We start from the raw sequence: 23,528 nt of genomic DNA on the forward strand, positions 1-23,528 counted from the left end.
CTCATGGTCAAGGCAGCGCCTTCCGGTAGCGAACAGCCGGTCCCGCACTGACCGCCTGCGCCGCATGTACGATGGCGTTGGTGTCCAGGCCGTGGTGACGGTATAGGTCCGCAATAGTCCCCGTCTGGCCGAACTGCTCGACCCCGAGCGCCTTCACGCGATGCCCGTTAACCCCACCGAGCCACGCGAGCGTCGCCGGGTGGCCGTCGATCACGGTGACGATGCCGCAGTCACGCGATAGCGGCGCGAGCAGCCGCTCGATATGACTCAGCGCGCCAATCGCGCCACGCTGCCGGGCACGTTCCGCCGCCTGCCAGCCCGCACTAAGCCGGTCCGCGGAGGTGATCGCGAGCAGCCCGACATCGCGCCGGTCCTCCGCCAGAAGACCCGTCGCGGCAATCGCCTCCGGCGCGACGACGCCTTGATAAGCAATGACGACACTCGCATTGGGCCCAGGCGGACGCAGCCAATAGGCGCCATTGACGATGTCCCACGCGAGCGCCGGGTTCATGTCGCGCAGCGGCTGCTCGAGCGGCCGGGTTGACAGGCGAAGATAGACCGATCCTCCGGTCTGATCACGCAGCCACGTCGTCTCATCCGGATCCCCCTCGCCATTACGTTGCATGTAATCGAAGGCAAAGCGCATGATCACGGACAGTTCGTCGACGAAGGCCGGTTCGAAGGCGCAAAGCCCATCCTGCGCCATGCCGATCAATGGGGTGCCGATCGACTGGTGTGCTCCGCCCTCGGGCGCTAGCGTCACGCCCGAGGGCGTTGCGACCAGCATGAAGCGCGCATCCTGATAGCAGGCGTAGTTTAGCTGGTCGGCCGATCGGTAGATGAAGGGATCATAGACTGTCCCGATCGGCAGCAGGCGCACGCCATTGATCGAGTGCGAGAGACCGAGCGCCCCGAGCATGATCATCAGGTTCGACTCGGCGATCCCGAGCTCGAGGTGCTGCCCCTTCGGCCCAAATTCCCAGGTAAAGGTCGACGGAATGCGTTCGGCCTTGAAGGTGTCCGCCATGGTCTCCCGGGCGAAAAGGCCGCGCCGGTTGACCCAGCCACCGAGATTGGTCGAGACCGTCACATCGGGCGAGGTGGTGACAATGCGGTCGGCAAGCAGACTGCGCTCGCGTGCGATGTCGTTCAGGATCTGGCCGAACCCCATCTGGGTCGAGAGCGGCTTGCCGGGCTGCCCCGGTGACGGAAGGGTTTCAGGCACCGGCACCGACGGCGCAGACAGCCTCCTACGCCCCTCACTGAAGAACGGCGCCTTTGCGAAGAAGGCGTCAAGTTCCGCTTCCGGGAAGGTGGCGGCCGCCCATTTGTCCCACTCCTCACCCCGCTTTACGCCCATTTGCAGGCGGTAGTCTTCCATCTGCGTGGGCGTCATCTGCCCCGCGTGGTTGTCCTTGTGTCCTGCAAGCGGCAGACCGTAGCCCTTGATGGTGTAACAGATGAAGCAGACGGGACGGTCATGCCTGAACGCCGCCTCGAAGGCTTCGAGGAGGCTCGGCATGTCATGCCCGCCAAGGTTCGTCATCAACGCCTGCAACTCGTCGTCGGAGCGGCGTTCGATCAGAGTGGTGACCGGCCCTTGGTCTCCGATCTCGTCGAGCAGCCGCTTGCGCCAGGCAGCACCCCCTTGGAAGGTCAGCGCCGAATAGAGCTGGTTCGGACAGCGCTCTATCCACTCGAGCAGCTTCTCGCCCCCCGGCTCGGCAAAGGCAGCCTCTTGCAGAGCGCCGTGGCGCAGGACCATCACGTCCCAGCCGAAGTTGCGAAAAATCTGCTCGAACCGCTGCCAGAGGCCCTCCCGGATCACGGCGTCGAGCGACTGGCGATTGTAGTCGACCACCCACCAGCAGTTCCTGAGCCCGTGCTTCCAGCCTTCGATCAGGGCCTCGTAGATGTTGCCTTCATCCATCTCGGCGTCGCCGATCAGGCTGACCATTCGGCCCTCGGCACGCTCCTTCATCCAGCCGTGACCCGAGACGTAGTCCTGCACCAGCGACGAGAACAGCGTCTGAGCAACGCCGAGACCCACCGACCCGGTCGAGAAGTCGACATCGTCGACATCCTTCGTCCGCGAAGGGTAGCTCTGCGCGCCCTTGTAGCCGCGGAAGTTCATGAGCTTTTCGTGGGTCTGGTTGCCCGCCAGATACTGAAGTGCATGGAAGATCGGCGCCGCATGGGGTTTGACCGCCACCCGATCCTGCGGGCGCAGGACCGAACCGTAGAGCGGTCATGATGGTGCTCAGCGACGCGGACGAGGCCTGATGCCCCCCGACCTTGATCTCATCGCCCTCGCGGACGTGGTTGGCGTGGTGGATCGTCCAGGCTGCGAGCCAGGAGACGCAGCGCTCGATCTCGTTCAGATATTCCAGTTTCCTCGTCATTCAGTTTCCCGCAAATCAGCTGCCGGTCTCACAGGACCCCCGCCCAAATGGTCAAAGATCGAGTTTCAACACACCTGTCGCGCGCGACACGCAGGGGATGAAGCGGTGGCCGCGTGCCTCCTTGGACAGGACGGCATCCCGATGGATCGGCTGTCCCGCCAGCATTGCGCATTCGCAGGTCCCGCACACCCCGTTCTCACACGAGGCCATCAACGGCACACCGGCCGCACGCAAGGCGGCCAGTGCCGTGGTCTCAGCCGAAACCTCAACCACCCTGCCCTCAGCCAGTTCTATGACGAATGGTTCCGGTGGCGCGCCATCAAACTCGGGAGGCTGGAAAGTTTCGAAATGAACAGTACCCTTGGGCCAGTGTTGAGCCGCGCGCCCCACAACCGCCATGAAGCCAGGCGGTCCGCAGTAGTATGTCTGCGCGTCGTCCGAACGGTTCGCCAGCAGCGCGGCGATGTTCTGCCGGGTCTGAGGCTCGTCGTCGAAATGGATCCGCACATTGCCGCCAGGAAGATCGCTCCCGATCGCCGCCAAGAGTGGCGTGAGCGCCCGGCTGCGGGTGAAATAGTGCAACTCGAAGGGCTTGGCCTGCCGGGTGAGCGCGCGCGCCATGGCCAGAATCGGGGTGATCCCGATTCCCCCTGCCAGCAGCAAAGTCGGCCCCTCGCCTGGCTTGAGCGCAAAATGGTTGCGTGGCGCGGAGACAGGCAATGTGGAGCCGACGGCAATGGTTTCGTGGATCCACGCCGAGCCGCCACGGCCGTCATTCTCGCGCTTCACCGCGATGGTGTAGCGGCCAAGCTCGGTCGGGTCGCCGCAAAGTGAATACTGACGCACCTTCCCTTCAGGCAGATGGACGTCGACGTGAGAACCCGCTTCGAACGCCGGCAGCACAGCTTTGCGTGGGTGTTTCAGGTCGATGACCAGCACGTCGCCCGGCTCCTTGCGGGCGGCGGTCACGGTCAGCTTCATGATGATGCGCGGCGAGGCCATGGCGTTTCACTCGTCGATGGGCAAGATCAGATCACCGGGCCGGATCACGCCCCCGACCTCGATTGTGCAGTTCAGGCCGGAGCGGTTCAGAAGCCCCTCGTAGAGACCCGGAAGCCCGAGCAACTCCTCGATATACTTGCACGGCACATTCATCCGGGCGGCCCTGAGGATCGTTTCCCCGACCCGGAAGCGTTTGCCGACAAGATGGCTAAGCGGAACGCCTCGTGTCGTCAGATTGCGCCGGTGATCTTCGGGTGCGAGCTTGGCCTTGAAGCCCGGAATTCTGGGTTCGCCCTGCGCGATGGCGTCCAAGACTTCAGCTTCGATCAGCGTCACTTCGCGAACGTCAGGACGCGCGGAATAGGTCCCCGTCCCCAGGTAGTAGCGGTCTCCGACAATGCCTTGGCCGGCAATAAACTGCGCCTGCGCCAGCTCCTCCATTTCATAGGAGGCGGCAGGCGCGATATGGACGTGAAGCAGCTTTCCTCGCCAGGTCATCATCGCTCTCGGAAATTCGTCTCGTGCAAACCTGCTGCAAAACTGGCCTGATCAACAGCGCCAGTTGCATGGCATTTTCCCGGTCCAGTTGGCTGTTTGGAAAGAAATACCGGGGGCCCTCGGACCGTTTTCAGCGCCAGCTTTCGGCGTCGCCCCGTCTCAGTTGTTCCGCGCCGGCATCGCGTCTTGCACCTGCTTGACAACCTCTCGCAGGACCTCAACGCCCTTCCCGATCTGCCGAATGCTCAAGGCGGCATAGCCCATGACAAGTCCGACGCGATCGGTGCGGCCTTCGTCCGATGGCCGTTCGTAGAGCGGCGAGATCAAGTGTAGCCCCAGGCCAGCGTCGCGGGCGGATTCGACCAAGGCCGTTTCCCGCGATCGTGGCAGGTCATTGAACCAAACCGCGACGTGCAGTCCCGCATCAGCTCCCTGGACAGTGATGCGATCCCCGAAGCTGTGCTGCAAGGCGCCCAACAACGTTTCCCGACGCTCGCCGTTCAGCCTGCGCACACGGCGCACATGGCTTTCGTAGCCGCCGCTCTCGATCAACGATGCCAGCGCTTCCTGTTCAGCGACCGGCGAATGCCGGTCTGCGAATTGTTTGGCGGTTGCGAAGACCTCCTGCAATTCGGGTGGGACGACGAGGTAGCCGATGCGCAGCATTGGCGAGAGCGTCTTGGATATCGTGCCGAGATAGATGACAGCCCCGTGGTCCTCGAGACTGTGCAGCGGAGGGACCGGATTGATGTCGTAGCGATATTCGCTGTCGTAGTCGTCCTCGATCACATAGGCGTTGTTGTGCCGCGCCCATTCCAGAAGCTGATGGCGGCGCGCGATCGGCATGACGCCGCCCAGCGGAAACTGATGCGATGGCGTCACATAAGCCAGTCGTGCTTCGATCCCCGCCAGCAACTCGGTCCTCATCCCGTCTTCGTCGACGATGACCGGGATGGGTGAGGCATCCGTACTGGCAAAGACCTGACGCGCCATCCTGTAGCACGGATCCTCGATGACGAAGCGGTCGGCGGGATCGAGAAGCAGGCGCGCGCACAGATCAAGGCCCTGCTGCGAACCGCTGACGATGATGATCTGGTCGAGGTCGCAGCTCAGGGTCCGGGCGCGCCAGAGATATCCCTGAAGCGCCTGGCGGAGCCGGCGCGAGCCGCGAGGATCGTCATAGGCAAGACGCAGCGGGCGCTGCCCCATCGCCTCGTTCATCGCGCGTTTCCAGACCAATGAAGGGAAATCCGACGGCGCGAGGTCGCCATAGCGGAACTCGACCTTCAGCCCAGTCGGCAGATAATCTGGCCAGGGTGACGTCGCGCGCAGCCGCTCGCCATATGCGGACAGGTGGATCGGGCCGACCCGTTGCGCGTGAGTGCGCCCCGTCCCATGACCCATCAACGAAGACGCAACGCGAGGTCGTGCGCCTTGACGGACTTCGATGAAACCCTCCGCAGCCAGTTGCTCATAGGCGACCGTCACCGTGGTTCGTGAAACGCCGAGGTCATTTGCCAGGGCCCGGGAGGATGGCAACTGACTGCCGGTTTCGTAGACGCCGCCGAGGATTTGCTCGCGAAGGGCTTCGTATATCTGGCGTGCACCCATCGCGTGCGAGCGCGCTGCAGACCCGGCACTTGAAGACTGGACCATCTCTTTCATCGCCAACTGGATATTTCACATTGGCCAGGTTGCCGTCAATCTTTCGGAACCCCAAGAGAGATCGCAGAGGCCGAATGACCAGCTCCCATCAATCCGAAACCGATGCTCCCACGGGGTCGCTCAACCGCACCAGCCCCGGATTTGCCACCCGGGCGATCCATCATGGCTACGATCCGGCCGGCTTTTCCAATGCCGTCCAGCCGCCAGTGTTCCTGACGTCAACCTATGGGTTCGAAAGCGTGGCAGCAAACGATGCCGCCGCCGCCCTTGGTGGACGGCTCTATGCGCGCGAATACAATCCCACGACCGAGATCCTCGAGCAGCGGCTCGCGAATCTGGAAGGAGCCGAGGCGGGGCTGGTTGTTGCCTCGGGGATGGCGGCCTTCGGCACTCTGATCCTGTCGCTCCTGTCCCAGGGCGATGAACTCATCGTCCACAAGACGCTTTATGCGAACACGCTTGCCATGGTCGAACAGGCGGTCCCCCGCTTCGGCATCAAGGTCGTCGCGGTCGATCTGTCAAATCCCCACAATCTCGATGCTGCGATCACCGAGCGGACGCGGCTGGTTTTCTTCGAGACGCCGGTGAATCCGCTGAGCCGCATCCTCGACATAGCGGCAATTGCCGAGCGCGCTCACGCGCGCGGTGTAAGGGTTGCAGTCGACAGCACCTTCGCCTCGCCCGCGCTCCAGCGACCGCTTGAGCACGGGGCGGACATCGTGCTCCATTCGCTGACCAAGTACATCAATGGTCATGGCGATGCCCTTGGCGGGGCGCTTCTCGGCGACGCCCAAACGCTCCGTACGCTGCATGAAACGGGCCTGCGCTACATCACCGGCGCAGCGCTCTCGCCCATGTCAGCTTTCCTAATCCTGCGCGGTCTCAAGACGCTGACGCTGCGTATGGAACGGCACAGCGCCACGGCCCTTGCGGTGGCTCGGGCGCTGGAAGCGCACCCGGCGGTGGCATTTGTGAGTTATCCGTTCCTCGACTCGCACCCTGATCAGGTGACGGCGCGAAAACAGATGTCCAACGGATCGGGCATGTTGGCCTTTGGCCTCCACGCTGGATACGAAGGAGCGCGCCGGATGATGGACCGGCTCAACCTGATCATTCGCGCCGTCAGCCTCGGCGATGCCGACAGCCTCATCTATCATCCAGCAAGCCTCACCCGTGCTCGGCAGCCGATCCGCAAGGATGCCCATTTGGCCGATGGAGTCGGCGAGGATCTCATGCGTCTCTCGGTGGGGCTTGAAGACGCTGATGACCTGATCGCCGATCTGCGGCGGGCTTTGGACGTCTTGTAATGACCTGGCGTGCGGCCACCTCTGCGCTCACACATAGATCTGGAGCCTTGCCATGGCATTCCTGAGCGGTCTTTCCGCGTTCCCCATCACCCCGACCAATCGTGACGGCCGCGTCGATAGCGTTGCCCTGCGCAGGCTGATTGCTCGGCTTGGCATTGCTCAGGTCGATTCCATCGGTCTTCTCGGCAGCACCGGCACATACATCTATCTGTCGCGCGAGCAACGGCGGCGGGCGCTCTCCGAGACCTTGGACCAAACGGCGGGGCAAATGCCGGTCGTGGTGGGTGTGGGCGCGCTGCGCACCGATGAAGCCGTGGGGCTCGCGCAAGACGCCAAGGCCCTTGGAGCAGCTGCGGGTTTGCTTGCCGCCGCCTCCTACACCCCGCTTACTGATGACGAGGTGTTCGAACATTTCTCCACTGTGGCGCGCGAAAGTGGCCTGCCGATCGTCGTTTACGACAATCCAGGAACGACGCATTTCCATTTCAGTCCACCCCTTGTCAGCCGCCTGGCAAAGGTGGCTGGGATTGTCGCCATCAAGAATCCGACAGACAAAAGCGATGCGATCAAGAACCATCTGACCGCCCAGAGGCGCACACTGCCGGAAGGGTTCTCGATTGGCTACAGCGGCGACTGGAACGCCGCCGAGGCCATGATCGCCGGCGCCGACACATGGTACAGCGTCCTCGCGGGCATCCTGCCCGAGGTCTGCATGACGATCGTCACAGCGGCGCAACAGGGCGATGCGGCCGAAGCGCGACGGATCAATGCCGCGCTGGTCCCGATCTGGAGCCTCTTCAAGGAGTTCTCGAGCCTTCGCGTCGTCTATGCACTCGCTGAATTACTTGACATTTGCAGTGCCGAACCCCCACGTCCCATCCTGCCTCTGCCCCCAGCAGCGAAGCGCCAGATCGCCGCCGCGTTGAAAGGTTTGCCATCGGATGCCAGCCGGTGAACAGCAAACCCCGTTCGGCAAGTGAAAGGAAGTGCATGTATTTACCCGCTCATTTCGAGAACTGATCGAAAACAACGCACTCGGCGTGCTGATAGCCATGGCTGGAGCGGTCTCGACGCCAATCACACCCCTTCGAACTCGACAATCGACTGCGGAGGTACAGACTGCGCAGGGCACTCCGCCCATGCCGCACCGTTCGCCTTCAAACTAGGAATCGGTGGTTTATCCATTTGAATGGCATCGAGCCGGCGCTTTACTTCCGGCCCGGTGCGCGCATTGAAGCCGGTGCCAATGCCGCCGGCGAACACCAGATTTCCGTCCTCGACATTCGCCAGAGCACGCTTCCCGACCGCCGTAACTGTTGCCGGGTTCGCAGCCGATGACGATGAACTCATCACTCAGCACGCATTTTGTCTCACCCATTCTTGGCGCCGGCCGGATCGATATGGACTGACACGCAGCTTGGAGACGATGCCGTCGAGGCCGAACTGGGAGACTTGCGCGAGAATGTCGCTGCCGCCGCTGATCTCGTCGCTCAGAACGATGCCGTTTGGCGGCGTCTCAGCAGGTTAACTAGCGGTTTGCGCCGATCGACGAGTGGCCGATCGCGAAGACCCTCGCCATCGATCTTGAGCAGGTCGAAGCCGGCAAGCATGGTCCTGACGTCTCCCGCCGCGCCCAAGAGCCCGCTGAAGACTGGGAATGCGCGACAAGCCTTCTGGTCAACGACGAACGCATCACCGTCTATTATCGCGTCCGAGGCGCCGAGCTCGGCCACCGCCCGGGACGATAGCCGGAAACCTGAGGGTCCAGTCGTGGAGGTTGCGGGTCGAGGTAGGCCCCCATCGATAGTCGTCCCATTTCATTTCGTGTAGCCAATCAGGGCCCTGCCGGACGCGGCCGACCAGCGGTCGATGTTCGCGACGACCCGAATGTCCAGTCTCGTGTAACCCAGTCTAAAGCGGCCTGTCCGCCCAAAAAATGACATTCAGTTGCCTCCAGCCTTTCGACACGACCCACTTCACGATCTCGTAACTCGCCAACCTAGCGGCTTGTTGCTTGAGCTGCGCGTTCCTAGGGTGTGGTCGGCTAGGCCTCAGCAACAAGAGCTCGGTTGCCAGGCGGGCGGAGGCTCAACGAGATAGCCAGCTCAGGACAAGGAGAGCAAGCAATGGTCGCTTTTACCCTCAATGGCGAGGTGCGAACACTCGACGTCGATCCAGAGATGCCGCTGCTCTGGGCGGTCCGTGACGTCATCGGACTCACGGGAACGAAATTCGGTTGCGGGCTTGCCCAGTGCGGCGCTTGCACGGTTCACGTTAATGGCATGCCGACGCGCTCGTGCCAGACCGCAGTCGGCGACATCGAAGGAGCCTCGATCACCACCATTGAGGGTGTGTCGGGCAAGATAAGCGAAACGGTCCAGGCCGTGTGGGCCGAGTTCGACGTACCTCAATGCGGCTATTGCCAGTCTGGCCAGATCATGTCGGCCGTGGCCCTCCTTACAGAGACGCCTAAGCCGTCGGACGATGATATTGATTCGGCGATGAGCGGCAATCTCTGCCGCTGCGCCACCTATCATCGCATCCGCGCGGCCATCCACGAGACCGCCAACCGGCTGGAGACTTGAGGCATGTCGCAGTTTCTCTCGAAGCATAACTCCGTGCGGCCCACGCGCCGCCGGTTCCTCGTCGGCGCGGGCGTCACCACCGCTGGCCTCGCCGTGGGCTACCGGCTAGTGCTGGCGGCGTCCGACATCGCACAAACGACTACTGCAAAGGTTCAGGCGAACCCCTTCCAGACCTATGTCGAGATCACAAAGGAGAACCGAATCATCATCTACTCCTCGCAGTTCGAGATGGGACAAGGCTCCTATTTCGGCATCGCCACCCTGGTTATGGAAGAGCTCGACGGCGACTGGGCGCAGGTGGACGTGGTCGGCGGATATGGCAATACCGCGCTCTACGGCAATCTCGCCTGGGGCGGGGCCGCACAGGCAACTGGTGGCTCCACGTCGATGAGTTCGTCGTGGGAACGCTACCGCAAGGCGGGTGCTGCCGCACGGGCCTTGCTGGTGGCGGCCGCGGCGCAGCGGTGGGATGTGCCAGCCGGCGAGATCAAAGTCGCTTCCGGGGTCGTGTCGCACGCCTCAGGGATGCAGGCGCGCTACGGTGACCTGGCTGAAGCCGCAGCGGGAATGCCGGTTCCCGACGACGTGCCGCTAAAGCCGCGCGACAAGTGGGCCCAGATCGGATCGGACAGCCTCAAGCGCTACGATTCCGCCGGCAAGACCAACGGCGCGCAGACCTACACGATCGACCTCATGATGGAGGGACTCCAGACGGCCGTTATGATCCATCCGCCGAAGTTCGGCGCCGAGATCGAGAGCTTCGACGCAACCAAGGCCAAGGCACTCGACGGCATTGTCGATGTCGTCCAGACGCCGCGAGGCATTGCCGTGGTTGGCAGGGACACCTGGACGGCGCTCAAGGGCCGCGACCTCGTGGAGGTGACCTGGAACGAGGAGAAGGCCGAAGGGCGCGGCACGGCCGAGATCATGGCCGAATACAACAAGGCAGCAGACGATCTGGGCGCGGCCACCGCGCGCGACGACGGTAACACTCCCGCAGCGTTCGCCAGTGCTGAGAAAATCATCGAGGGGCACTACGAATTCCCCTATCTTGTCCATGCTTCCATCGAGCCACTCAACGCGGCCGGCCGAATCAACGAAGACGGCACCATCGACGTCTGGGGCGGACACCAGATGCCCGACCTTTATCAGGCGGCTGCCGCTCAGGTAGGCGGCACCACGCCGGACAAGGTGAGGCTGCACGTGATGAAGACCGGCGGCAGTTTCGGCCGCCGCGCGGTCTTGGATGCAGATGTCATTATCGAAGCTGTTTCCACAGCGCGTGCACTGGGACGCGGCAAGCCAGTGAAGGTGCAGTGGACCCGCGAGAATGACATGCGGGGTGGGCGGTACCGGCCGGCCTATGTGCACGCAGTCAAGGCGGGGCTCGACAAGAAGGGCAATGTCGTCGCTCTCCATGACCACATCGTGGGCCAATCGGTCTTGGGCGGTTCGACCTCTGCGGCGATGATCAAGAACGGCATCGATCCAACCTCCGTAGAGGGCGCCACCAACCTGCCCTATGCGATCCCGAACCTGAAGGTCGAGCTGACCACCACGGACGTGAACATCCCGGTGCTGTGGTGGCGTTCGGTAGGCTCCACCCACACCGCTTACGCGGTGGAAACCCTGATCGATGAGCTCGCCGCCGCTGCGAACCGTGATCCGGTCGACTTCCGCTTGTCAATGCTCGGTCACCATCCACGGCATGCCGCCGTGCTTAAAGTGGCTGCTGAGAAGGCAGGCTGGGACAAGCCTCTGCCGGAAGGCCGTTTCCGCGGCGTGGCCCTGCATGAAAGCCTCTCGACCTATGTCGCCGATGTGGTGGAGATCACCCTCAACGATGAAAATGGTTTCAAGGTCGACCGCGTCGTCTGCGCGGTAGATTGCGGCACCGCGATAAATCCTGACCAGATTCGCGCTCAGATGGAGGGCGGTATCGGCTTCGGGCTAGGCGCGATCCTCCAGGAGGAGCTGACCCTGAAGGGCGGTGTCGTAGGCCAAGAGAACTACGATACCTATACACCGCTCAGGATCGAGCAGATGCCGCGAGTCGAGGTGCACATTGTGCCGTCCGAGGAGCCGCCCACGGGAGTTGGTGAGCCAGGTGTGCCGCCGATCGGCCCGGCCGTCGCCAACGCGCTACGGGCGGCGACGGGCAAGACTATCCGCAAGCTGCCGATTATAAAGAACATGTCAGGAATGACACCATGAAACAGCCGCGATGAAGATCGCGCCGTTTTCGAACGCCTCCTGACAGGCGCTCATCTCCATGGGTCAAATTCCGGCGGCTGCCCGCTCCAATATCCGGTTTGGAGACGGCACCCCGTGTTCTGAACGACCACAGACGGGCCTTGGCGCCGGTTCCACTGAAGAACCGCTTTCGAGACGCAAATGCGTCCACTCCATGAAGAGCACAACCGTATAGCACCAGGAAGGCTAGCTACCTCCATCGCTTCGGAGACCCAGGAACCCTCAGAAAACCGAACCTCCCGAGCTCAGAGGCGCTCGTGATCACAATCGCGCTGGGCGTGGATCATTGTTCAAGGGTTTGCCGATAGGCAGGCGAGATGGCCGATCGACATGATCTTCGCCCGATGCCCTACAAACACAATGCCAGCCGCTGTCACGGAGTCGCGAAGACGAAGGCAATGAGGGTCGACGCCGATACTCATCGTTTAGTTGACAGAGCGCTTGGAATGCCATGCGCTTCACATCGGAGTAGCCATCCGGGAAGCCTGAAGCGCTTTGAAACGCATGTGCTGCGGCTGTTATTCATAGCGTGGATGACTTTGATCAAAACAATCGATTTCATCACTCTTCCGGAATCGTGCATGGACAAAAAAAAGAGCCTCACGCACCAATCACACGCTGCTCTATCGCGTGACGAAAGCTGCCTTAGGAATAAGCCAAAGGAGAAAATCTTCGATGCGCCCTGACGTGCAGTGGAGGTCGTGCCGAGAAAGTGAGTTGCAACTGGCCGACAATGTCGGGCGGTGCGACCATGGTCGCTTCGGAGAATGAAATCGGGCCAGTTCAAGGGGGCGGTACTGTTATTCGTCGACGGCCGCCCTTCCCAAGAACAGGCGGCATCGCAAGTTGGTTCTGCCGATGAAAACGACAGCGCCGGATACATGTCAGCAGCCGCTCAGGATTGGATGATCCAGCCAAGCTCTCGGCGTGATGGCACCGTAGGTGTCACAGTCGAAACATCTCATTGATCGTTTATGAGGCTTTCTTCGATGCCGCTGATGCCTGACGGGCGGTCGCAGCTGCAGGCGACAACATGGCCTATTTAGTTGGAAACAGTCGAGGTAGGCCAATTTGGCTTCCCCGTTACTATTTGGAGAAAGAAATGCTGTGTCTAGGAATCAGCGGCGGACTTGACCAAGTCCATGAAAACCGATTCGAGCGTCCGAACGCCTTTATGCACGATGGCGCCGCGGTGCTCGTCCGAGACGGAAAGGTGATAGCCGCCGTAGAAGAGGAACGCCTCAATCGAATCAAGCACTCGAACAAGCTGCCAAGTGGTTCGATTCAATACTGTCTTTCGACGGCCGGGGTTCAGCTCAGCGACATTGATCGTGTCGCGGTCTACGCCAGCGAGACCTACGCCAACGCCATGCTTGAAGGTATGTCCGCTTCCCAACCGGACATTCTCTCCATTCCGTTGGATGCTAAAATGTTGGTGCAGAACCTGTTAGCGCGTGAGTTCGACACTAAGTTGGACAGTTCACGTATTTCATTCGTAGGTCATCATCAGGCGCACGCCGTGAGCGCCTTTGCAATGTCGGGCTTCGAACAAAGTCTCATTCTAGCGATTGATGGCTGTGGTGATTTCCTGTCGGGCCTTGTGGCGGTAGGGTCTGGCACAGAAATTACGCAAATCGAGGCTTTCCCGGAGGACAATTCTCTTGGGCTGTTTTATCTCGAGACGATCCGCTGTCTCGGCTACGGCCTGTTCGACGAGTATAAGGTAATGGGACTCGCGCCCTATGGCGACCCCGCTCCCTATCGCGAGCTCTTCGAGCAGTTCTACGAGCTCTCCGCCAACGGTGGCTACCGTGTTCACCTCGACCGCATCGGTCCGGCGTTGCTCCGCAACATCGAGATCAGGCGAAAGGGAATGCCTTTCACCCAGCAGCATCGAGATGTGAGTGCGTCACTGCAGGAAGCGCTTGAGCGGATCGTGTTCCACATTCTCCGGCACCACCGTGAGGCCACCGGCATGAAGCGGTTGTGTCTGGCGGGAGGGGTAGCCCACAACTGCACGATGAACGGCAAGCTGCTGTATTCAGGGCTTTTCGAAGACATCTTCGTGCAACCCGCGTCTCACGACGCTGGCTGCGCATTGGGAGCTGCGCTGATAGTCTCTAACGAGATGGGCCGCCCCGCGCCGCGTGAGCGACTGCAGGAGGTCTATTGGGGTCCTGATCTCGGGAGCGACCGCGCCGTGGAACAGGAACTGAATGCATGGGCCGGACATCTCGAGGTTGAACGCTCTGACGACGTAGCGAGCAGTGCAGCCGACTGGATCGCCAACGGCGCCGTGATCGGCTGGGTGCAGGGTCGTTCGGAGTTTGGGCCACGTGCGCTGGGCAACCGCAGCATTCTTGCCGACCCTCGGCCCGCTGCAAACAAGGACCGGATCAATGCCATGGTCAAGAAGCGCGAAGGCTATAGGCCTTTCGCACCATCTGTGCTGGAAGAGGATGCGAGCGAATTTTTCGACCTCCCGGACGGTAAGCACGAATTTCCATTCATGAATTTCGTCGTTCGCGTGCGTGACTCAAAGCGCGCCTTGTTAGGTGCCATTACGCACGTCGACGGTACGGCTCGGCTGCAAACAGTATCGCGCGATGCCAACCCCGCTTACTGGGAGGTCATCGATGCGTTCAAGAAGCGGACAGGCACTCCAATTCTGCTCAATACGTCCTTTAACAACAATGCTGAACCGATCGTGGATACGGTTGCAGACGCGATTGCCACATTTTTGACGACAGAGCTGGATGGACTTGTGGTCGGGCCCTTCCTGGTAAAAAAACGGGCTGCAACGCTGCAGGATTGGACTGCGCTTGCGATTTCATTGCCTCCCTCAGTCTCCCTCCATCAAACCCGTGCTTACACAGCGCGAGATCATCAGGAGACTGTCTGCGAGATTATTCCGAACCACTTCGGCATTGACAGTGTGCGAATTTCAAACGACCTGTTTAATCTGCTGATGCGGATTGAGGGCGAAGCCGTGTTAAGCGAACACCTCAATATAATTGCGCCGGATCAGGCTGAGCATGAAGCTCTGATGGAGGACCTGCGAAGACTGTGGGAGCAGCGCCTGGTTCGGCTGCATCCCTCCCAAGCTGCTCGGATGGATCATGGGTCCGATCAAACGCCGGACCAGCCTAATAGGCTATCAATGTGATAGAGATGCCGCTCAAGCTCGGCCATCAATAGTGTTCATCGACCCCGCCTGCGAGCTCACCGCTGTGATTAGGGGGGTCGAGGTCGCCCTGGTCAGTATGCTTAGGAATGCTATTGAATGGGTCGTGTGCTAGCGTTCTCTACTCGATTTTGCCTACTAGGCTGACGAGAAGGTCACGTGCCGACAGCAGCACCCGCACGACACAGGTGCCGTGGCTCTTGATGCGAACCTGCTTAAACCATCCGGTCCGTCCGATCTGAGCAAGGCCCGCCGCTCGTGGCGGCCCGATTTGTCCGGCATCATCGAGAGGGCGGCGCTTGACACGATCGGAAGTCCGCGCTTCCTTAACTCGTTCCAGAGCCAGATCGCAAGCGGTCACGGCTCCATGCCGATCCGCTCCGTCTCCGCAGCTCCACAGTCCCGCCCGGATCTCCCAGTCGCGCCCGGGTAGCCATTGCGCTGCAAGGCGGGTCTGATCGCTACGGCGGCGCCGCCACCATCTCCATCAGTCGGTTCGGCGACAAAGCCAATCATCTCCCGTAAGAGAAGTGCTTTCGGGCAAGTTCCGCAGGTTCAAGGAGATCGTTGACGGCGCCGCACTTGGAGCTGCGTCGAGCGCATGGTCGAGCTTGCCGCCCCAGGTACGTGGCTTCGAAACGCGTGCGATTGCGCCTCATTCAAAACCGCTGCGCGGCTGGTCGCCGACATACGAGGGGGCGCAGGCGCCTGAAACGAACCCGTCGGTCACGACGGAGCAATCCTGCCGCTGACCAGGCGCGTGGAAAAGTATCACAATGGTGACCACAGCGTCGCTTCAGGCCGTCAAAAGCTATTGCCGTGCTTCAAGGCGGGCTAGGTGACCCGTCGGAAGCCGGCACCAGCGGCTTTGTCGGGACAAGACACATGCTATTGGGATTTGGCCGCCGCAGCCGCGAGCATCGCTTCTCCCATCGCAATGGCCCCTTGGGCACGCAGCATTTCACCAGGGTTCTGAATGTCGCGCACCTCTTTGTTCTGGCTGAGTTTTGATTTTCCAACCAGGCCGGTGATCTCGATCTCCAGGGCGACGATTGCCTTGACCATCGTGTCGATGAAGTCCCTCGGCGCGTCGCCCATCTTCCATGGGACCGGCTGCGAGGTTTCTTGCATATGAGTGAGCTTCGCCACGTTGCGGCGCACATACCGCTCATCATCCCGGACAGTGATGCGTCCGTGGGCATGGACGACGAGATAGTTCCACGTCGGCACCTGCTTGTGGAATTCATGCTTGCTTGGATACCAGTTCGGCGAGATGTAAGCGTCGGCCGCACGGAAGATTACGAGAACCTCATCGCCATTGGCGACTTCCTCCCAGACTGGATTCTTGCGGGCAACATGGCAATTGAGGACGCCCTTGTCTCCCTTCGAGCGGTCGAGCTCAAAGGGGACGTGGTTCGCGTCGAGGATGCCTTTGCTGTGGGTGACCAGGATACCGAGCGGGTGTCTCTCGATAAGCTCGAACAGGGCGTTCTGATCGGGGACGGCAAAATGGGGCGGAACGTACAACGCTAAATCTCCTGTCGTGAATGGCGGCTGTTAGTGATCGGCGAAATCTTACGGAACGGGCCCCTGAATCTTCGCTGCCGTCGACGAGTGCCCCGGATCTCGGTGTCCACCACGCTCAAGCACCGCCATCGTGAAGTGGGCGGGCACATCAGATGCCGCCGCATATGAGTGCGGTTGGTCAGTGACAAGCCGCGCACTCTCGCCTTCGCTTAAAATTACCACATGGGCACCTACCACAACGCTCAGGGCACCCTGACTGACCGAGATCAGCTCGCGCGTATCCGGACTATGAGCATCCGCGGAAAACGCGTCGCCCGGCATCATGACCCAGCTCCACAGTTCGAACATCGTGCGTCCCGAGGTCGACGAATGCAGTTGCGCAGAGCTTCCCTTGGCGCTCGTCCAAAGCCTCCTGGTCTCTGTCCGCTCGATGGGAAGGCGCACCGTGGAAGGGTGCTCGTTCAACAAATCGGCCACCGAGAGCGAAAACGCCGCCGCCAGCCGACACAGTATGCCGATAGTGGGGTTCGCCCTACCCTGCTCCAGCGCGACCACAGTTCCCTTCGATAGGCCACTTAGTTTAGCCAGGCGATCCAGGGTCAGGTTTTGGTCACGCCTCAGGTCTCGGATCCGGGCCGCTATCGCTTGCCCAAGCGCCTGCTCGGCATCAAACGCTGTTGTAACATCGGTCATTATATTGACTTGGGTCCTCGGCTCACGTATTGCGGTCAGTATAATGACCGGCGCGAAATTGCAACTGCCCGTTAGGAAGGAAATAACCGATGCGTTTTGAGACGAAGGCGATCCACTGCGGCCGAGGTGTCGACGCGTCCACGGGGGCCGTATCCATGCCGCTGCACACCAGCACGACGTTCGAACGAGGCGCCGACGGGTCATTTCCGTCCGGCTTCGAATACACAAGGGATGGAAATCCGACACGCAATGCGTTCGAGGCGGCCATGGCGACGCTTGAGGGAGGGGAAGACGGCATCGCCTTCGCTTCGGGCATGGCCGCAATCGCTGCAGTTTTCGAGAGCCATCCGTCGGCGGGTCGGATCGTTCTGCCGGATGACATGTATTTCGGCATTCGTTCGCTGATCGAAGAGACCGACATTGGGTCTCGCTTCGACTTTGCCCCCGTCGACATGCGCGATTTGGACGCTTTGCGCGCCGCGGTGACATCGAAGCGGACTGGCCTCGTCTGGGTCGAGACGCCGTCAAACCCGATGATCCGCGTTGTCGACATTGCGGCCATCTGCGCAATCGCGCACGAGGCAGACGCCTTGGCGGTGGTGGACAATACGTGGGCCACCCCAGTGCTTCAACTGCCACTCGAAATCGGAGCAGACGCGGTGATGCACTCGGCGACAAAGTACATTGGCGGCCACTCGGATCTGATGGCCGGTGTCGTCATTGTCCCAAACGCGTCACCCCTCGGTCGCCCATTGCGGATGGTCCAGAAACACAAGGGCAGCGTCGCAGCGCCCTTCGACTGTTGGCTGGCGTTGCGGGGCCTGCAGACATTGCCGGTCCGCATGCGCGCCCATTGCGAAGGCGCCCAGAAAGTGGCCGAGGCCCTGGCGTCTCATCCGCGCGTCGAAAAAGTCCTCTTTCCTGGTTTGCAAACTGATCCGGGACACGATCTTGCTACGCGGCAAATGAGCCATTACGGAGCGATGCTATCCTTTATCGTCGAGGGCGGAGCCGATGCTGCAATGGCCGTGGCCGGCCGCCTGAAGATTGTTGTCCGGGCGACAAGCCTTGGCGGGACGCATTCTCTGATAGAGCATCGCGCATCCGTTGAAGGTGCGAAGTCCAAAGCGCCAGGCGGATTGCTGCGAATTTCTGTAGGGCTTGAACATCCTCAGGACATTATCGATGACCTGATGCAGGCCCTAGGCGAAACCTACAAAGCGGGAGTCCAATGACGGGTGCAAGAACTCTGGCGCCGCTTTACGTGACGGCTGGCGCAGCCGACGATCGGCAGAACAATGTTCCTGCTGAGTAGAACGCACGTCCTCTGGTGAACCGCTACCGCCGTGTCGCATCGTCTCGGGCGTGTGGTCGCCTGGGTGATGAACGTCTTCGGGTTTCCGGACGATGGCCACGCGCTCGACCGGATAGCGGAAATACCCAGATTTGCCGTTGACCTACTGCTGCTCGACCTCGTCGGAGATCGCGGTCAACAGATGGGATGGATGTGCTGGCACTACGGCAGTTTGACAAGCCGGCCATCGGGGCGCTAGCACCGTCCAAAGCCAAGAGTCGCAGGGCAGAACTGACCGCACCCAGCGGGCTGCGGGACCCATCAGCTAACGGCCAGGTTGGTACCTCAACGCATCAGCACCATGGATGTCACATTGTCCTTGTTGCGAGCGCGATCTCGGAACTTCGTTGTGACGCAGTCTGTGCACAGAGCGCACCGCTGTAAGCAAATGAGCGGAAGAACGACACCCAGTGGAGGTGAGAAGTGATGCGGCGTCAAGATCCTCCGCGCTTTGCGGCAAACACACTGATCCCTCTTCAAAACCCGGTCTTTCGTTCTATCTGGACAGCCACGCAGATATCCAGCCTTGGCTGGCTGGTGCAGAGCGTGGCTATAAGCTGGCTCATGGCCACGATTTCAGCCTCCGATCTGATGGTCGCGCTCGTACAGGCTGCATCGACCCTGCCCGCTTTCTTCTTGTCGATCCTTGCTGGAGCCATTGCAGACAGCTTCAGCCGCCGCGGCGTGATGCTTGCCGGACATTGCCTGATTGCACTGGCATCCACGGCGCTGGCACTCTCTGTTGGACTGGGCTTTGTCAGTCCATGGCTGATCTTGGGACTGAGTTTCTTGGCCGGATGCGGCTTTGCCTTGAACGATCCAGCCTGGCACGCGTCGGTCGGCGATATCCTGGAAAGGCGCCACATACCCGCTGCAGTGACGCTGATGTCGGTGGGGTACAACGTGGTTCGGAGCATAGGACCGGCGCTGGGCGGTGTAATCTTGGCTTTGCTGGGCCCCCTTACGGCTTTCGCTTTCGCTGCGCTGAGCGACCTGGTCCCGTTGGGCGCTGTCCTGCGCTCGAAGTGGCAAGTTCGCTCTTCGCCTCTTCCGCGCGAGCGGATGACGACGGCCATTCATGATGGCATGCGATTCACGGCAATATCCTCGGAGATCAGAGTGGCGATTGTGCGTGCAACCCTGTTCGGGCTGTCAAGCATCTCGATCCTTGCTCTGCTCCCCCTCCTGGTTCGCGACCAGCTGGCGGGAGGGCCCATTGTTTACGGCGTCCTGTTGGCCGGCTTCGGCACAGGGGCCTTCATCGCCGGCATTGGCAACAGCCACTTGAGACGCATCACGTCCCAGAACCGTTTGATCACGCTCGCATCGGTTGCTTGCGCAACGTGCTGCCTTTTGATGGCTCTCACATCGTCGGTGGCTGTGGCGGCGATCGCGCTTGCAATCGGTGGCGCAGGCTGGGTTGTCACCTGGACCGGAACTGACGTGTGTGTGCAGTTGGCAAGCCCAAGGTGGGTCGTTGGTCGCACCCTGTCCATCTATTACGCCCTGACCTACGGCGGCATGGCAGCGGGCAGCTATATCTGGGGTGCTGTCGCACAGTACTATTCCCTAACGTGGGCTTTGGAAGGTGCTGCAGCGGCACTGTTGCTGGTTGCAGCTGCGGGAAAGCTATTGCCGGTGCGGCTATGGGAGGAATCGGATCAAGCGGCCTTCGATTTCAGGCCACCAGAACTGGCCCTCCCTTTGAAGCCCAGGAGCGGCCCGATCGTGATCAAGGTGGAGTACTCGATACCCGAGGAGAGTATCGAGGAATTTCTGAGCTGCATGCGCGAAAGGCGGCGCGTTCAGAGCCGCGCCGGTGCGCGGAACTGGACCCTCCAGCGCGACCTTCAGAAGTCGACTCTTTGGACCGAGACATTCCGCACGCCGACATGGACGGACTATCTTCGTCTAAACCATCGGCTAACGGTGACTGACAGGGAGTTAGGCGAGCGCCTTTCCGCTCTGCAGATCGGTGATTCTCCGCCTCGTATCTCACTTTCAATCGAGCGGTCGACAAGCCCCGCCCCCGGCAGCCAAGTCCAGCCTGTGCCTTTTGTATCGCGCCCGTGAGAAAACGAAGACTTGTCTGGGCTTGGACACGGAACGAGCTACTCCTTAATTTGTTGAGCCTGCCCGGATTGCAAATCGTTCCGGCCGGTTAGGCGAGCATGAGGATTCGCGTGGCAATTATGTCCATCACGGGTCCCATGTTCAGCCCGACCGCCTCTGCCGCCAGATCGGCTTGAGCACGGATTCAGGTCGCCTGTCCTCTGCATAGCGGCGAGCAACGAAGTGCAACGGGGCGGAGGGATCTCCCCCGTCTGCGCAGCGGGCAGAGGAGGAATCCGCAAGGCGGCTTGCTGGGGCGCGGGGCTCCTGCCGCGACAAGCAGGTTTTCCCCCGGTCTGATCCGACCTCGACCCCTCATGCTGCAATGACCGTGCGGCACGGCGCGATTGATCGGGTCTCATGCCCAAAGCTGCCTTGGTGCCCAGCGCGCGACCCGATGTCCTTCGGGGGCCTGATCGCGCCGGCACCATGCCGCGGCAGAAGGCTGCCGAGCTCGTCTGGCATGGTCGCTGAACGCGTCGTCGCCCGACGACCGAAATCTTCAGCATCGCAGCGAGCTTTTTCCCGTTACAAGATCCTCAGCGGGACGGGCTGCCAGTTCACGCGAGCTAACAGCATGCTTGCCCGCAGGGGCGACCGCCGCTTCTGCTGATCTCGGGAGCAGAATAACAATAGCCGGCTTCGCCGTACCGCGGCTGCCAAAAGCCCCTGGCCCTGACACGAGGCGCCAGCCCACCTTTCTAGTCTAGCTGGTGGCCGATTTGGGAGCGGCGCCGATGCGCAACCAGGGCGGCACGCTTTTGGGACACAGGATCATGGATCCTGATGCATAGTCGCTTTTTTGGCAGACACTGAATTCTCCGCCAAATGAATGGTCCGGACAACTAGCAGGCGGAGGAACTCCGTCTGGACTGAGTACCAGTTTCAGCGCGAACAAGAAGGTTCTTAGCCAGATCACGAAACGCCAGGCCCGCTCCTTTGCCGTCCGATCGTCCAGGAAATCCCCTCGGCTCGCACCACGCCAGACACCTCCTTGCCGATATGATGCTCAAGCACCGGCCGCCAGGGCACCAGCGTGAACTCGCGCGATTTCTCGATGACAGCGTATTTTCCGCCGGCGAGCTCGACGCAGCGGCGGAGCGTACCGTTTATTCGATTGCCATGCTGTGCTTCAGAATACGAGAGCCCGAGTTCGTCCGAGAGCTGACTGGCAACACGGTTCAGCTCTCGTTGGCGCAGCATTGAAAGCATGTTGGCGCGATAGATGACCCGATCCTGCGCATCATGGGCAAGACCTTGCGCGATCAGCCACTGCTGTCGGCGGGCCTGGACCTGACGTACTTCGCGACCGAAGCCAGAGTCGCACAAGGGCTCAGGGTGGGCTGATACCAGCTCCTGGTCGATCCAGGTGGCGCCGTCGAAGCCTACTTGGCTCTCCAGCGGCATTGATGAGAGCTTGTCGACGACAACAGGCTGGGCCCTCGCTCGTTGACGCTCGTAATCCGCGACGCGGTTGAGATGGTCGGGCGCGACTGTCCATGTGCCGTCCGGCTCGCGCTCGACGCCACCGGTCGCACGGCGGATCGCCTCCAGTCGCCGCACGTGCGTTTCGGCAAAGCGTTCGGTGGCCGAGGGGTCATGCTTGAGATGGATATCGATGCTGTAGCGCCCGTCGTTGACCGTGGCGATGCCGGCAATTGTGCAGTCGACTTGCCTGGGCCCGGCGTCCCTCGGCCTGACCCGCACTATGCAGCCCTCTAGCGTGGGTTGGGTAGCCTCGCCTTTGCCGATATCAACATAGTGGCTTTTGCCGTCCACGCCGTCGACGACGAGGTAATGGCGGTCAGTGATTTCGTCGGCCAGCCCGCGCCCGACGACACGTCCGACCACGGTTTGGGCCGACCCGTCGGATCGATCGTGGATAAGATAGTCGGCGGCACTGCGGACGAGCCCCTTGCCGGTCAGCTCGCGATGGATGGTCTTGATAATGTCACCGCGCTCGCCGATGCGGCGTAGCGTGGCTTCGAGCTCATCCTCCAGGCGCCAGCGACCCGAAGGCATCTCCTCGGCGAGGCCCATCCGCTCGAGCTTGCGCAGGCGGCCCTGGTGCAGCGTCTGGCGAAAGGTGTCTCGGCTGGCTTGTGAGACATGCCCCTCATCGTCGCGCATGCGCATCAGCTGCCGGTCGATGCTGGTGAAGCGTTCCTGCTCCATCTCCTGGCGCAAGCGCTGCTCGATCTCGCGGTCGGTGCGCGGGCCAAGGTCGAGGCTAACCAGTTCGGCTGCGCGCTCGCGCAGGCCAGAGGAAATGTAGTCCCGCGCGATGACGAGATTTTCGCCGTAATCGTCCCTGCCGCGCACGATGATGTGGGTGTGAGGATGGCCGGTGTTGAAATGGTCGACGGCCACCCAGTCTAGCCTGGTGCCGAGGTCTTCTTCCATTTGCGCCATGAGGCGCCGGGTGAGCGGCTTCAGGTCATCATACTCGATACCGTCTTCGGGGGCGACGATGAAGCGGAACTGATGACGGTCACCGTTCGCGCGATCGAGAAAGGCCCTGCCGTCGGCGCTGTCATTGTCGGCAGCGTAGAGCTCGCCACGCTCGCCTTCCCGGGTGACGCCGTCGCGCTGGAGGTAGCGGAGGTGCGCACGAGCTCCGTCGACTCCCTTGCCGGCCAGCTTGACGATGCGTGCCTTGACGACTGCGCGCCGCTGCCGAAACGCCGCGTGGCGGTCGCGTGCTCTAAGAACGGCGGCAGCAGCCCCGCCGCGCCCCACCCGGCTTCCGATGAAGCGGCTGCTGCGTCCGCTTCTGCCGCCTGCTCGGTTGACCGCGGCCTGGACCTGGCCAGCGTAGCGTTTGCCCGCCTTCGAGCCGCGCGACCCAATTTTGCCGAGCCTCGGCGTGAATTCGTCGTCCTGCATGCGGCCTCCGATTAACCAGCAGCAAAATCAGAGGCTTGCGCGCCAGACCCTCCTGCACCC

General features: G+C 61.4%; 14 protein-coding genes and 1 pseudogene. 7 read left to right on the top strand and 8 right to left on the bottom strand.

The genetic code is table 11. The features are described from left to right. Positions 1–7 precede the first annotated feature (7 nt). The 4 genes and pseudogenes from NKH52_RS28205 to pdxR all read right to left on the bottom strand — a co-directional run bounded on the left by NKH52_RS28205 (position 8) and on the right by pdxR (position 5,567). Positions 8–2,402 (bottom strand): annotated as a pseudogene (locus NKH52_RS28205) (transketolase). A gap of 51 nt (positions 2,403–2,453) precedes the next feature. Then, the gene (locus NKH52_RS28210; RefSeq protein ID WP_352656902.1) at positions 2,454–3,404 is read right to left on the bottom strand and encodes a PDR/VanB family oxidoreductase; all 951 of its coding nucleotides are present in this window, start codon (positions 3,402–3,404) and stop codon (positions 2,454–2,456) included. Between the two features lie 6 nt (positions 3,405–3,410). Next, a complete protein-coding gene (locus NKH52_RS28215; RefSeq protein ID WP_352546090.1) occupies positions 3,411–3,902 on the bottom strand; it encodes an MOSC domain-containing protein in 492 nt (163 codons plus the stop codon). Between the two features lie 159 nt (positions 3,903–4,061). After that, the gene (gene pdxR / locus NKH52_RS28220) at positions 4,062–5,567 is read right to left on the bottom strand and encodes a MocR-like pyridoxine biosynthesis transcription factor PdxR (protein ID WP_352654567.1); all 1,506 of its coding nucleotides are present in this window, start codon (positions 5,565–5,567) and stop codon (positions 4,062–4,064) included. A 74-nt stretch (positions 5,568–5,641) separates the two neighbouring features. Here pdxR and NKH52_RS28225 point away from each other — a divergent pair, with 74 nt between their 5' ends. Together NKH52_RS28225 and NKH52_RS28230 are read left to right on the top strand one after the other, a co-directional pair. Next, entirely contained in the window at positions 5,642–6,874 is a 1,233-nt protein-coding gene (locus NKH52_RS28225) for a trans-sulfuration enzyme family protein (protein WP_352546075.1), read from the top strand. Between the two features lie 52 nt (positions 6,875–6,926). After that, complete coding sequence (locus tag NKH52_RS28230; protein ID WP_352546074.1) at positions 6,927–7,829, top strand: dihydrodipicolinate synthase family protein; 903 nt, start codon at positions 6,927–6,929, stop codon at positions 7,827–7,829. A 122-nt stretch (positions 7,830–7,951) separates the two neighbouring features. Here NKH52_RS28230 and NKH52_RS28235 read toward each other — a convergent pair whose 3' ends face one another. Next, positions 7,952–8,224 carry an ATP dependent DNA ligase gene (locus NKH52_RS28235; protein WP_352654518.1) on the bottom strand — a complete coding sequence of 91 codons (273 nt, stop codon included), beginning with the start codon at positions 8,222–8,224 and terminating at the stop codon, positions 7,952–7,954. 776 nt (positions 8,225–9,000) lie between these two features. Between NKH52_RS28235 and NKH52_RS28240 the strand changes: the two genes are divergently transcribed. From NKH52_RS28240 to NKH52_RS28250, 3 genes are all read left to right on the top strand, one after another. Beyond that, positions 9,001–9,459 (top strand): (2Fe-2S)-binding protein, encoded by a 459-nt coding sequence (locus NKH52_RS28240; protein ID WP_352654520.1) that lies wholly within the window; start codon positions 9,001–9,003, stop codon positions 9,457–9,459. Between the two features lie 3 nt (positions 9,460–9,462). Then, the gene (locus NKH52_RS28245; RefSeq protein ID WP_352968178.1) at positions 9,463–11,673 is read left to right on the top strand and encodes a xanthine dehydrogenase family protein molybdopterin-binding subunit; all 2,211 of its coding nucleotides are present in this window, start codon (positions 9,463–9,465) and stop codon (positions 11,671–11,673) included. A gap of 1,141 nt (positions 11,674–12,814) precedes the next feature. Continuing rightward, positions 12,815–14,878: a carbamoyltransferase family protein gene (locus NKH52_RS28250; RefSeq protein ID WP_352656967.1), complete on the top strand. Its 2,064-nt coding sequence runs from the start codon at positions 12,815–12,817 to the stop codon at positions 14,876–14,878. A 906-nt stretch (positions 14,879–15,784) separates the two neighbouring features. On the opposite strand, the gene NKH52_RS28255 is transcribed toward NKH52_RS28250, so the two are convergent. Together NKH52_RS28255 and NKH52_RS28260 are read right to left on the bottom strand one after the other, a co-directional pair. After that, positions 15,785–16,423, bottom strand: coding sequence for an FMN-binding negative transcriptional regulator (locus tag NKH52_RS28255; RefSeq protein WP_023729033.1), 639 nt, complete (start codon positions 16,421–16,423; stop codon positions 15,785–15,787). Between the two features lie 48 nt (positions 16,424–16,471). After that, on the bottom strand, positions 16,472–17,116 hold the full coding sequence (locus tag NKH52_RS28260; RefSeq protein ID WP_352654525.1) for a helix-turn-helix domain-containing protein: 645 nt from the start codon (positions 17,114–17,116) through the stop codon (positions 16,472–16,474). An 89-nt stretch (positions 17,117–17,205) separates the two neighbouring features. Between NKH52_RS28260 and NKH52_RS28265 the strand changes: the two genes are divergently transcribed. Beyond that, a complete protein-coding gene (locus tag NKH52_RS28265) occupies positions 17,206–18,351 on the top strand; it encodes a trans-sulfuration enzyme family protein (RefSeq protein ID WP_352656892.1) in 1,146 nt (381 codons plus the stop codon). Positions 18,352–18,896: 545 nt separating this feature from the next. Beyond that, positions 18,897–20,543, top strand: a complete 1,647-nt coding sequence (locus NKH52_RS28270; RefSeq protein WP_352656889.1) for an MFS transporter — start codon at positions 18,897–18,899, stop codon at positions 20,541–20,543. A gap of 954 nt (positions 20,544–21,497) precedes the next feature. Here NKH52_RS28270 and rlxS read toward each other — a convergent pair. Further along, positions 21,498–23,468, bottom strand: a complete 1,971-nt coding sequence (gene rlxS, locus NKH52_RS28275; RefSeq protein ID WP_352656886.1) for a relaxase/mobilization nuclease RlxS — start codon at positions 23,466–23,468, stop codon at positions 21,498–21,500. Between the last annotated feature and the right edge of the window lie 60 nt (positions 23,469–23,528).

Origin of the sequence: Mesorhizobium sp. M1066 (assembly GCF_040318635.1) — a bacterium.
Classification (GTDB): Bacteria; Pseudomonadota; Alphaproteobacteria; order Rhizobiales; family Rhizobiaceae; genus Mesorhizobium.